20 protein-coding genes are annotated in these 9581 nt (G+C 69.3%); 19 read left to right on the top strand and 1 reads right to left on the bottom strand.

The genetic code is table 11. From position 1 onward, the window contains the following. Positions 1 to 80: 80 nt before the first annotated feature. Entirely contained in the window at positions 81 to 860 is a 780-nt protein-coding gene (locus ACZ51D_RS30965; protein WP_465664116.1) for a GntR family transcriptional regulator, read from the bottom strand. 550 nt (positions 861 to 1410) lie between these two features. Here ACZ51D_RS30965 and ACZ51D_RS30970 point away from each other — a divergent pair. From ACZ51D_RS30970 to ACZ51D_RS31060, 19 genes are all read left to right on the top strand, one after another. Further along, on the top strand, positions 1411 to 1608 hold the full coding sequence (locus tag ACZ51D_RS30970; protein ID WP_465664117.1) for a hypothetical protein: 198 nt from the start codon (positions 1411 to 1413) through the stop codon (positions 1606 to 1608). A 22-nt stretch (positions 1609 to 1630) separates the two neighbouring features. Continuing rightward, entirely contained in the window at positions 1631 to 1807 is a 177-nt protein-coding gene (locus ACZ51D_RS30975) for a hypothetical protein (RefSeq protein WP_465664118.1), read from the top strand. After that, positions 1804 to 2046 carry a hypothetical protein gene (locus ACZ51D_RS30980; protein ID WP_465664119.1) on the top strand — a complete coding sequence of 81 codons (243 nt, stop codon included), beginning with the start codon at positions 1804 to 1806 and terminating at the stop codon, positions 2044 to 2046. The genes ACZ51D_RS30975 and ACZ51D_RS30980 overlap by 4 nt, the downstream gene beginning before the upstream one ends. A 13-nt stretch (positions 2047 to 2059) precedes the next feature. Beyond that, positions 2060 to 2260 (top strand): hypothetical protein, encoded by a 201-nt coding sequence (locus ACZ51D_RS30985; protein WP_465664120.1) that lies wholly within the window; start codon positions 2060 to 2062, stop codon positions 2258 to 2260. 11 nt (positions 2261 to 2271) lie between these two features. Further along, entirely contained in the window at positions 2272 to 2541 is a 270-nt protein-coding gene (locus ACZ51D_RS30990) for a hypothetical protein (protein ID WP_465664121.1), read from the top strand. Positions 2542 to 2672: 131 nt separating this feature from the next. Next, on the top strand, positions 2673 to 2870 hold the full coding sequence (locus ACZ51D_RS30995; protein ID WP_465664122.1) for a hypothetical protein: 198 nt from the start codon (positions 2673 to 2675) through the stop codon (positions 2868 to 2870). Beyond that, entirely contained in the window at positions 2870 to 3169 is a 300-nt protein-coding gene (locus ACZ51D_RS31000; protein WP_465664123.1) for a DUF7739 domain-containing protein, read from the top strand. The genes ACZ51D_RS30995 and ACZ51D_RS31000 overlap by 1 nt, the downstream gene beginning before the upstream one ends. A gap of 59 nt (positions 3170 to 3228) precedes the next feature. Then, positions 3229 to 3444 (top strand): hypothetical protein, encoded by a 216-nt coding sequence (locus tag ACZ51D_RS31005; protein ID WP_465664124.1) that lies wholly within the window; start codon positions 3229 to 3231, stop codon positions 3442 to 3444. An 89-nt stretch (positions 3445 to 3533) separates the two neighbouring features. After that, complete coding sequence (locus tag ACZ51D_RS31010; protein ID WP_465664125.1) at positions 3534 to 4013, top strand: hypothetical protein; 480 nt, start codon at positions 3534 to 3536, stop codon at positions 4011 to 4013. 51 nt (positions 4014 to 4064) lie between these two features. Then, complete coding sequence (locus ACZ51D_RS31015; protein WP_465664126.1) at positions 4065 to 4277, top strand: hypothetical protein; 213 nt, start codon at positions 4065 to 4067, stop codon at positions 4275 to 4277. 94 nt (positions 4278 to 4371) lie between these two features. Beyond that, positions 4372 to 4914, top strand: a complete 543-nt coding sequence (locus tag ACZ51D_RS31020; RefSeq protein WP_465664127.1) for a DUF6197 family protein — start codon at positions 4372 to 4374, stop codon at positions 4912 to 4914. Positions 4915 to 4933: 19 nt separating this feature from the next. Further along, positions 4934 to 5140 (top strand): hypothetical protein, encoded by a 207-nt coding sequence (locus ACZ51D_RS31025; protein WP_465664128.1) that lies wholly within the window; start codon positions 4934 to 4936, stop codon positions 5138 to 5140. 10 nt (positions 5141 to 5150) lie between these two features. Then, positions 5151 to 5324 (top strand): hypothetical protein, encoded by a 174-nt coding sequence (locus ACZ51D_RS31030; protein ID WP_465664129.1) that lies wholly within the window; start codon positions 5151 to 5153, stop codon positions 5322 to 5324. Between the two features lie 29 nt (positions 5325 to 5353). After that, positions 5354 to 5539, top strand: a complete 186-nt coding sequence (locus ACZ51D_RS31035; protein WP_465664130.1) for a hypothetical protein — start codon at positions 5354 to 5356, stop codon at positions 5537 to 5539. Between the two features lie 75 nt (positions 5540 to 5614). Beyond that, positions 5615 to 5755 carry a hypothetical protein gene (locus ACZ51D_RS31040; protein ID WP_465664131.1) on the top strand — a complete coding sequence of 47 codons (141 nt, stop codon included), beginning with the start codon at positions 5615 to 5617 and terminating at the stop codon, positions 5753 to 5755. A 16-nt stretch (positions 5756 to 5771) separates the two neighbouring features. Next, a complete protein-coding gene (locus ACZ51D_RS31045) occupies positions 5772 to 5978 on the top strand; it encodes a hypothetical protein (protein ID WP_465664132.1) in 207 nt (68 codons plus the stop codon). A gap of 12 nt (positions 5979 to 5990) precedes the next feature. Then, positions 5991 to 6323, top strand: coding sequence for a hypothetical protein (locus ACZ51D_RS31050; protein ID WP_465664133.1), 333 nt, complete (start codon positions 5991 to 5993; stop codon positions 6321 to 6323). A 19-nt stretch (positions 6324 to 6342) separates the two neighbouring features. After that, positions 6343 to 7566: a DUF2637 domain-containing protein gene (locus ACZ51D_RS31055; protein ID WP_465664134.1), complete on the top strand. Its 1224-nt coding sequence runs from the start codon at positions 6343 to 6345 to the stop codon at positions 7564 to 7566. A gap of 10 nt (positions 7567 to 7576) precedes the next feature. Further along, positions 7577 to 9580 carry an FtsK/SpoIIIE domain-containing protein gene (locus ACZ51D_RS31060; protein WP_465664135.1) on the top strand — a complete coding sequence of 668 codons (2004 nt, stop codon included), beginning with the start codon at positions 7577 to 7579 and terminating at the stop codon, positions 9578 to 9580. Position 9581: the final 1 nt, after the last annotated feature.

A 9581-nucleotide genomic window follows, 5' to 3' on the forward strand; every position in this document is an offset into this window, starting at 1 on the left:
TCGGCTATCGCGGACCGCAGCACCAAGACTTCTCTTGCGATAGAACGAGCCGCGCCGGGTTCGCCCGGCGCGGCCCTACCTCAGCTTGTCCTCGGCCAGGCTGCAGATGCGTCCCTCTGCACGCGGTAGGTCAACGCGAACCGCTCCGACGACATGCTGGTCTCATTGACCTCAGCGGCAATCAGCTCGCCTTCCCGGCGGATCCGGGCAACCCGGGTCACCACAAGGACGGGGATCGCCTTCGAGATCTTCAGCTCTTCCTGCTCACGCTCGGTCGGCTGTCGCGACCAGGCGGTCTCCTCCCATTCAAGAGGGGCCTGGAAGTGCTCCTCCAGGCGGTCGTAAATGCCGCCAGGCCCCGATTTCTCGGCACCCAGCACGGGAAGCTCCGCCACGAGAGCCATCGGCAGATAGCTGGTCGTCAGCTGAAGCACCTGCCTCGGCTTCTTCGAACCCATCTTCCGGTCTCGTACGAGAACGTCCTGGCCCCGAGGGACTCCCAGGAGATCTGCCACATGGTCTGGGGGGATCGCCAGGCCACGGGTGGGTGGCTCGACGGCATCCCAGGTCTTCGCGTTCTGGTCGAAGAAGTAGCCGAGTTCGTCGCGGTAGACGGTGCGGTCCCGGACGATGAGCCGGCTCCGCGGACGCTCTCGCACCCTGGCCGTCTGCCGGTGGGCGACGGTCACGTGCCCCTCAGCTGCGAGCAGATGGAGCGCCTTGTACACGGTCTCTCGGACCACGCCGAAGCGCTCCATCAGGTTTTTCGTCGTAGGCAGGGCCTGGCCGGGGACCAGCCCACCCTCCTCAATCTCCGCGCGCAAGGCGTCCGCGATACGGCGGGATGCATCTCCAGTCATCGGCCCTCCTTCTCTCTGTTCAAGAAACTACCTTCTAGACTAGTCCAGCATCCCTAGCGGGTGCTAGAGTCGTACTGCACCAAGCAAGACGGCCCTGGCGGTGGTCGCACACCGGCCAGGGCTTGGAACGCCCACCTGCAGTTTCAGGAGAGGCACGCCATGCACGATCGTACGGCCGCTGACGCCGGTAGCACACGCCAGCAGGGCCAAGCGTCATCCAGTGGATCTCCTCATCTGCGGCAGCGAAGCGGCCTGTGGTCCGGCCTCGACCCTGTCGAACCCGGCCCGCAGCCTTCTCGCCCTACCCCCGCCTACGGCGCGCCCGACATCGGTCAGCGCCGTTTCCCCAGCAAGGAGGACCCCGTGCTCCACAACCAGGACGACCCGAAGGGTGACCACTCGGCGAACGGTGGTTACGGCCACGACCCGCTGCCGCCGCTGCCGAACCCGCAGCCGGCGAAGTGAGCGGCTGGGACAACCGGCCGGTGATCCCGAGGATCCCGCGGCCGCGTAAGCCGATCGACCCGATCAAGAAGGAAGGGGAGAAGTGATGGCCGTCAGCGACATCGTTCCGTCCGACCTGTACGACCCGACCGGCCGAGAGCTCGCCGAGGTCCTGGCCGCCGCACCTCTCGAAGAGACCGAGAATCCCGACTGGCACTGCACGGTGCATGGCGAGTGGGGTGACGGCGAGTACGCCTGCTCGTACCGGGAGCCCGGCCCGTCCGGCTGCTACGGCCAGTACTGACCCGCCATGGAAGGAGTTCAGCATGCAGCCCCACGAGACGGCGGACGCCTACCGCGCCGCCCGACAGGCCGGTGACGACGTGCTCTGCCAGGTGATTCTGAAGGAGGTCACGGACCGGTTCGACACGCGGACCACCGACGGCAGTGAGCTGGCCGCCCTGTACGGGGCGAACCTGGACACCCCGCTGGCGGAGAAGTGACGCGTACGTTCTGTGACGCGGCCCGGGCCGCTGCGGACCGCAGCCGCCAGGCGCAGCCCGACTGCGACGGCCCGGTCGTCGCCTACGTCACCTGCAGGAAGACCCCGTCCCACGCTTTCGGATGCGTCACCCACGCGGCTCGGATGCTTGCCGCAGTCCCCAGCGCGGATGTGTTTGCCCTGGAGGACTCCCCGCTCGGCACCGTCGAGGCGGTCCGCCGGGCCGCCTCCCAGTTCTGAAAGGTGAACTCTCATGGCCACGATGCAGGAGCGTTACGACGGCATCGTCAGTGTCGAGATCGCTCTCGGCCGGCTGCGGCCGGACGCGACGGCGGCGGAGCGTGAGGCCGCGGTCGATGCGGTCCTCGACGACCTCGACCACACGGTTGACGCCCGTGCGACCGACCTCTACCACCGGCTCGGTGCGGGCGACCGCTACCCGGCCGCTGCCTGAAGGGAACCATCATGCTGTCGCCGTACATGATGCCCACGGGTCGCTGGCCGGCCGACCTGCCGGACCGCGCCACGATCTCCGCTGTGTTCCAGGCCTACGGCCCCAGTCACACCGCCATTCTGCGAAGCCGGGACCTGTCGGACAGCAGGTCCGATGTCTGGGTGACGTGCAGCTGCGGTCTCTCTACCGCCCCCAAGCGTGTGGACCGTGGCAGCTTCCTCGCCGCGATGGACGAGGCCGAGGTTTTCGCGGACCGGCACGTCGAGGAGACCCGCGGGTGAAGCCCGAGGTCCTGCCGCACGAGCGTCGGCGAGGGGTGGACGGTCCTTTGGGATGTCGTCGCTACCACGAGGGTCGCCGCGTCCACGCACATCACTGAGATCCACACCAACTAGCTTGAGAGGAAAGCGTCATGACCGCCATCGACAAGCTCATCGGTGAGCCCGCCCACCTGATCCTGCGTCACCCTGACGGCCGGGACCCGCTGTACAAGCCCGTCCACACCTACGGTGACGTCGACGATACGACCGTGAAGGCGTTCGCGGAGCAGGTGCTGCACCTGCCCGCTGGCCAGGTCGACGTCTACCGCTACAACGGCCAGGCTGCCTGATGGGCTGGTCCTGGGATCACAACCAGACCGGCGGCACCCGTTCCTGCACGGCGCACGCTGAGCTTGGCGAGTACCTGTCCCGGATCGCTCCCCGGCGCGAGTGGGAGGCCGTCAAGGGCCTCTTCAACCGCGGTAGCGGCGACCCGCACGACATTCAGCCCGAGCAGGCCCGGCGCATGGGCGAGGCGTTCAAAACCCTGGCGCCGTTCGCTGACTGCCAGTGGCGCGGCGCTTGCTACGAACTCGGCGCGGCTGCTGCCGAGGCCGGCCGCACCAACTCGGTGTGGCACTGGTCCTAACCGCCCGGGGGCGAGAAGAGATCCGCCAGCCGGTCAACGCAATCTGATTGGAGCGCCACATGTCCAACCTCGGTGTCACGTACGCCAAGTACCCGACCTGCGGCAACGCGAGCAAGACCACGGATGTCATGAGCAACGGTGATGACGCGCTCTGGTGGTGCTGGAACTGCAACGAGCAGGGCGACCGCACGCACATGGGCCGGTACCGGGATGACCAGGTCATCAACCAGATCCGCCGCAAGGCCAAGGCCCACGCCGACGCCTGCGTCATCTGATTTCGCCCCGGGGCGGCCGCACAGCCTGCCAGCAACGCCGGCCGCCCCGGGCCCCTATCAACCCAACTGAGCAGACAGGAGTACCCATTATGAGCCTGCGCGCCCTGTTCCGCGGTATCGATGACCGCCTGACTGGCAACCGTGCGATGCGGGAGGTCCGCGAGGAGCACGACACGTGGGCGCGCACCGCCCAGAAGAACGCCATGTACTACACGATGCTGCCGGCCCTGGGCGAGGACCTCGTCAACGCCGGCCGGATCAGCCGCCCCCTCCACTCCGCCTTCGTCTTCGACCGCCGCTCGAAGGCGGGCCCGCTCACGGGCCAGTGGCTGGTCCGCGGCGGTAACAGCACCAGCTGGGGCCTGTGGAAGCAGCTCGGCCCCCTGACGCTGGAGAAGCAGTGGACGCACCTCGACCAGGTACTCCTCGACCTGCGGCGTGACCTTGAGGTCGAGAGTGGCATGGGCGCGCTGGTGCTGGAGCGGCTCCACGCCTCACCCGAGTACCGGTCCCTCACACAGCGCGTGGGCCGCCAGTACCCGGCCACCGTCGCCGCCATGGCGGCCTGACCGGCCGCCAGCCCCGATGTCCCGTAGCTCGCAGAGATGAGAGGACTCCCGATGACCACCACAATCCTCGCGGTCGCCGACAGTGAGTGGCCCCGGATTTACGCCCTGTTCGACCGCGCGATGACCCACGAGATCGCCGCACAGGCCGGCGTCCCGTTCCCGGACGACGAGTCGTGCCTGGAGGACGTCGTCGACCTCGTGGGCGAGATGTACGGCGTCGACGCGTTGCACATGATCTTCACCGGCCGCTCGCCCCGGGCCTAGCCACCGTCTACCCGCGAGGACGACGGGCGCCACGGCCTCGGGCCGGGCCCCTGTACCGCCGAGCAACCCAACTGAACCAGAGAGGAGGGCCGAGATGCCCGCCACCATCGACCTGGACCTGGACGTCGACCTACTCGGCCCCCTCCTGGTCCGCGAGATCGAGTCCTACCTCGCCGCCGCCGCACCCACGCCAGCGTGGCGCAGCCGCCTTCGCCAGGCCATCGCCGAGCCCTACACCGCCACCACGCCGGTCGAGGCCACCATTGGCGCCACCGAACAGTGGTGGCACGGAGCCCCCACCCCCACCCACACCCTGACCGACCGGATCCTGCGTCGGCGCCCGACCGTCCCGGTCACCGCCCGCCAGTACCTGCAGCTCATGGACAGCTACATCCGGCAGCACGGCTGGACTCAGGGCCGCCTCTGGGACGACACCGGGGCCGTTTGCGTCCTCGGCGCCCACATCCGCGTACTCGCTGCAGGCTACGGCACCCCGGCGACCGCCTGGCAGGCCCGGCTGCTGATCGGCAACGCCCTCGGCTACCAGGGCACCCCGGTGCCCGTCGACACCTGGAACGACCTCCCCACCACCCGCCAGAACGACGTCCACATCCTGCTGCGGGCCGCCGCAGCCTGAACCGAAAGGCCCCACTGCCATGGCCACCATGTCCCTGCGCCACCACGGAGCCAACACCCCCGTCCCGCTCGGCCGCTACCTGATGACCCTCCACACCGACCGGGGAAACAACACCAGCACCAACACGGTCACCTCCCCGCACACGCTCGGCTCGCTCGCCACCGGCCTCGCCACCCTGCATCGCGTGCCCGGGACCGTGGTCGACCTCGTCATCACCACGAAGTAAGGAGCCCCGAATGACCGACACCCAGCAGACCGGCAACGGCATCAACGACAACGCGACCGTCAACGGACACGTCACCCAGGCCGGAACGATCACCGGCACCAACGTCAACCTCGGCACCCTCAACGGCGGCCAGACCGTGATCAACGTCGGCCGCAACTACAGCCCCACCGACAAGAAGCACTGACCCCAACCCGACCACCAGAGGAGATCGAAATGTTCGGACGTAAGGCCGCTGCTGAGCGCCGCCGCGAGGCCGAGGCCTTCAACGCCCAGGTCAGGGCCGAGATCGAGGCCGACCGAGTCAAGGACGACATCCTCGACCTGACCCGCGAACCCCCGGTCCGCATCACCACCCACCTCGACGGGCGCGTCGAGTACCGGCGCATCGACAGGGACTGACCAACCCCCGGGGGTGGCCGACGTAGCGCCGGCCACCCCCGGCCCCCGACCGAGTCCAACCCGAAGGATCACCCGATGAAGGACTACCTGCGCTTTCTCGTGAAAGCCCAGCGCGACTCCCGCGACGAGCTCCTCCGCGTCAGCATCCTCGCCGGACTCGTGCTCTTCGCCGTGCTCTTGGCCGCCACCACCATCTACGCCCTGACCACCCCGTAGCCGATCGGAGCCCGCGATGGCCACCTTCAAGAAGGGCGACCGCGTCCGGATCGCCCGCGACAACTTCGCCAAGCACGAGGCGCCCACCCGCTTCCTCGGCCGCACCGGAACGGTAACCGCCTTCCGCCAGGGCTGGGTCTCCGTCAACGGGCTCCAGGACCCCGGCCAGCCCCACGACCCCAAGTCCTACGGCTTCGAGGCCAGCGAAGTCGAACCCGCCTGAAAGGAGGCCCCAGTGGCCCGCACCGCCGCCCCAGCCGAACAACACGCGCTCACCAGCATCAGCCTCGCCCTCGCCGGCCTGGCCGCCACCCAGACCCCCGGGGCGGCGGTCACCACCATCCTCCTCGCGAGCGTCGCCCACTACGCCATCCTCGCAGTCGCCGCCGTCGCCCTCCGCCTCAACCTCCCCCACCTCCTCGACGGCCACCACAAACAACTCCGCGCCACCGCAGCCCTCATGCTCCTCGGCGCAGCCCACGGACTCCGCGTCGTCGCCACCGCCATCCTCTGGGCCCTCACCACCACAGCCCACGCCATCGACCCCAACCAGCCGCCCACCACCTGACCCGAACAGGAGCCCAGCCGTGACCGCCACCACCGACCAGCCGGCCGCCCCGGCCGAGGCGCCCCGACTCGTCCTCAACCGCGCACAGCGCGGACTCATCGGCACCGTCGCCGCCGGGGCTGTCACCATCGCCGGCATCGGCTTCGCTGGCTCGTACCAGGCCGTTGCCAAGCTCGCTGCGGACAAGCACTTCGGTGACTTCGCCAAGTGGTTTCCCATCGGCATCGACGCGGGCATCGTGGTACTCCTCGCCCTCGACCTGGTCCTCACCTGGGTGCGAATCCCCTACCCCCTGCTGCGCCAAGCCGCGTGGGTTCTCACCGGCGCCACGATCTCCTTCAACGCCGCGGCCGCCTGGGGCGACAATCTCGCCGTCGCCATGCACGCCGCCATCCCCGCCCTCTTCGCCATCGTCGTCGAGGCAGCCCGCCACGCCGTCGGCCGCCTCGCCAACCTCCACGCCGACGCCCACTACGAGAACCCTCCGGCTTCGCGCTGGCTCCACGCCCCATGGCCGACCTACCGGATCTGGCGGCGCATGCGCCTGTGGGGGATCCGCTCCTACGCCGAGGTCATCGAGATCGAGCGGCAGGCCATGATGCTGCGGACCACACTCAAGGTCCGCCACGGACGAGGGTGGAAGAAGGCAGCCGACAAGCGGGAGATCCTCGCCCTCCGACTGGCATCCCGGCTTGGCATCCCCGTACGGGACACCCTGGCAAGCCGCTACGAGTCCGGCGTTGCCAGCCGCCCTGCCACCCCCCGCAAGGCTGCCACCCCTGGCGCCGCCAGGCCCGCCCTGGCACCTTCCAGCACTGCCACTCCCCCGGTTGCCAGTGCCAGCACCACGGCTGCCACCCCCGCTGCCACTGCCAGTGCCCGACCACTGCCAGAGCCCGCCGAGACTGCCAGTGCCACTGCGGCGTCGGTGTGCGTCACTGCCACTGCCAGCGAGACCGACACCGCTGCCAACGCAGACACCCCCGCTGCCAGCACCTCGGCGGCGCCCGCCAGCAAGCCGCGCCCCGCTGCCAGCAAGGCCCCCGCCAGTAGCGAGCAGCGCGACCTCGACGAGGTGGCCGACACCTTCCGGAAGCTCCGCGAACGCCTTGGCCGCAACCCCTCCGACCAAGCCCTCGCCGACGAACTCGGCGTCGGCCGCTCCCGCGCCCAGCAGCTCCGCACCGCCGCCATCAAGGCGGGTCACACCGACCTCGAAAAGCCCCTCCGGGCCGCTTCCTAAGGACAGTGACGTGACGTCGACCATCCGAGCCGAAATCGCCGAGAACGGCCCGCAGACGGCCGTGCGGGGCCGCGTCACGTCGCGTCCCGTCAAGGCTGAACCCGCAGGCCAAGCCCCCTCCACCATCGCGCGCCTGTGCACCTGGTGCACCCGCCGCCGGTACGAGATCGCCCCCGCCGGTGCGCACGTCACCGTCACCGGACTCGCCTGGGCACAGCACATCGCCGGCGTCACCCCCGGCGCCGGCCTCGCCTACACCCTCGGCACCCTCGCGCTCGGCAGCGCGACCGGCTGGGCCCTCCAGAAAGGCCACGCCAAGCTCGCCGTCGGCACCGGCACGGCCGCCGCCGCGGTAGCGGAGGCCGGCATCAATGCCGTCGTCGGCCCCGGTGCCACCGGGCTCGTAGCCACCGCCGTGGCAGCCATCGGCAGCTACACCCTCTACTGGCCGTGGCTGCTAGACCGCCGCCGCAAACTGGCACCCGCGGCTTCCCCCACCGCTGTGGCGGCAGCCCCCGCCGGCACTGAGGCCACCATGATGGCAGTCGTCACCCCTGGCACTGGCAGCGCCGCACTGGCAGCCCCGGAGGGCCCGGCACTGGCAGACAGCCCGGCTGGCACCCGCGACACCCAGAACCTCCGCGACGCCCTGGCAGCGCTCGGCATCGCACCCTTGGCAGTGGACAACTACACCGCCGATGCCAACGGCTGGTCCGCGCTCGTCACCCTGCCAGCCGGGCGCAGCACCAGTCCTGCCACCGTCAAGGCGCAGCGCGAGCAGCTGTCCAACAACATGGGCCTGTCCGGTCGCCTTCGGCTCAGCACGGGTCCGAGCGGCAACCAGCTGCTCGTAAAGGTCGACCTGCACGACGCGCTCGCGGACCCGATCCCTTGGCCGGGTCCCTCCATCACCACCGTGAAGGACCCGATGTCGCTCGGTCTCTTCGAGGACGGCGAGGAGATCCTTCTCGACCTGATGAAGGACCACATCCTGATCGGTGGCGCCACCGACGCTGGCAAGTCCGGCGTCGAGAACGCCATCCTCGGAAACCTTGCGGCCTGCTCTGACGCGCTGGTCCTCGGCATCGACATGAAGCCGGGCGCGCTGGAACTCGGCCCATGGGAGAGCACGATGATGATGCTCGCCGAGGACGCCGACCAAGCGGCCGAGGTCTTCTCGACGGTCAAGGCGGAGATGATCCGACGCGGGAAGTACCTTTCGACGCTCACCGGCCCGGACGGCGCGCGGGTGCGCAAGTGGGTCGCTGGCGACCCAGAGGCTCCGGCGGACTCCGCCGAGTGGGGACACGGCCCGTTCTGGTACCTGATCATCGACGAACTGGCCGAGCTGTTCCGCCAGGCCCCCGATCTGGTGAAGGAACTGCTCTCCCTGAACCAGGTTGCCCGCGCCATGGGCATCCGCATCATCGCGGCCACCCAGTCCCCGTCGGAGAAGGCCTTCGGGGGCCAGGGCACCGATGCCCGGCAGCAGTACGGCACGCGGATCGGCCTTGGTGTGAACGAGCCGATCACCGTCAACCTGATCCTCGGACCCGGCTCCTACGGCGCCGGCTGGACGCTCGACGACCTGGACAAGCCCGGGAAGCTGATGATCTCCAACAAGATGCATAAGAGGCCCCGCGAGGGCCGCTGCTACTGGATCTCGGACGCGCAGATCCTGGCCACGGCCAGGCTGCACCCGAAGACCGGCATGCGCCCCACTCCGCCCAACGGCGGCCCGGGCGGCCGGTTCCTCAAGTCAGTACCCGCGTACCCGGACGGCACCCGGATTCCGGACAACCGAGTCGAGCTGTGGCAGGCGATCGACCGGCGCGGCGCGTCCGGCGTCACCATCAACGGACTTCTCGCCGACGGGTTGACTGGGCTGAACACCCGGACGGCGATCTCGGATCCCGTCCAGACGTGGAAGGCGCGCGGCTGGGTGGTCGAGGTCGGCGTGGCGGAGGACCGCTCCAAGATCTTCGCTGTTGTGAGTCACCTGAAGGCGGCGTGAT

The sequence above is a fragment of the Kitasatospora sp. NPDC033851 genome (assembly GCF_055576085.1).

What these genes read in the sequence shown, in the direction of transcription:
- ACZ51D_RS30965 (WP_465664116.1), bottom strand. Translation starts at nt 860, where the DNA reads ATGACTGGAGATGCATCCCGCCGTATCGCGGACGCCTTGCGCGCGGAG.
- ACZ51D_RS30970 (WP_465664117.1), top strand. Translation starts at nt 1,411, where the DNA reads ATGGCCGTCAGCGACATCGTTCCGTCCGACCTGTACGACCCGACCGGC.
- ACZ51D_RS30975 (WP_465664118.1), top strand. Translation starts at nt 1,631, where the DNA reads ATGCAGCCCCACGAGACGGCGGACGCCTACCGCGCCGCCCGACAGGCC.
- ACZ51D_RS30985 (WP_465664120.1), top strand. Translation starts at nt 2,060, where the DNA reads ATGGCCACGATGCAGGAGCGTTACGACGGCATCGTCAGTGTCGAGATC.
- ACZ51D_RS30990 (WP_465664121.1), top strand. Translation starts at nt 2,272, where the DNA reads ATGCTGTCGCCGTACATGATGCCCACGGGTCGCTGGCCGGCCGACCTG.
- ACZ51D_RS30995 (WP_465664122.1), top strand. Translation starts at nt 2,673, where the DNA reads ATGACCGCCATCGACAAGCTCATCGGTGAGCCCGCCCACCTGATCCTG.
- ACZ51D_RS31000 (WP_465664123.1), top strand. Translation starts at nt 2,870, where the DNA reads ATGGGCTGGTCCTGGGATCACAACCAGACCGGCGGCACCCGTTCCTGC.
- ACZ51D_RS31005 (WP_465664124.1), top strand. Translation starts at nt 3,229, where the DNA reads ATGTCCAACCTCGGTGTCACGTACGCCAAGTACCCGACCTGCGGCAAC.
- ACZ51D_RS31010 (WP_465664125.1), top strand. Translation starts at nt 3,534, where the DNA reads ATGAGCCTGCGCGCCCTGTTCCGCGGTATCGATGACCGCCTGACTGGC.
- ACZ51D_RS31015 (WP_465664126.1), top strand. Translation starts at nt 4,065, where the DNA reads ATGACCACCACAATCCTCGCGGTCGCCGACAGTGAGTGGCCCCGGATT.
- ACZ51D_RS31020 (WP_465664127.1), top strand. Translation starts at nt 4,372, where the DNA reads ATGCCCGCCACCATCGACCTGGACCTGGACGTCGACCTACTCGGCCCC.
- ACZ51D_RS31025 (WP_465664128.1), top strand. Translation starts at nt 4,934, where the DNA reads ATGGCCACCATGTCCCTGCGCCACCACGGAGCCAACACCCCCGTCCCG.
- ACZ51D_RS31030 (WP_465664129.1), top strand. Translation starts at nt 5,151, where the DNA reads ATGACCGACACCCAGCAGACCGGCAACGGCATCAACGACAACGCGACC.
- ACZ51D_RS31035 (WP_465664130.1), top strand. Translation starts at nt 5,354, where the DNA reads ATGTTCGGACGTAAGGCCGCTGCTGAGCGCCGCCGCGAGGCCGAGGCC.
- ACZ51D_RS31040 (WP_465664131.1), top strand. Translation starts at nt 5,615, where the DNA reads ATGAAGGACTACCTGCGCTTTCTCGTGAAAGCCCAGCGCGACTCCCGC.
- ACZ51D_RS31045 (WP_465664132.1), top strand. Translation starts at nt 5,772, where the DNA reads ATGGCCACCTTCAAGAAGGGCGACCGCGTCCGGATCGCCCGCGACAAC.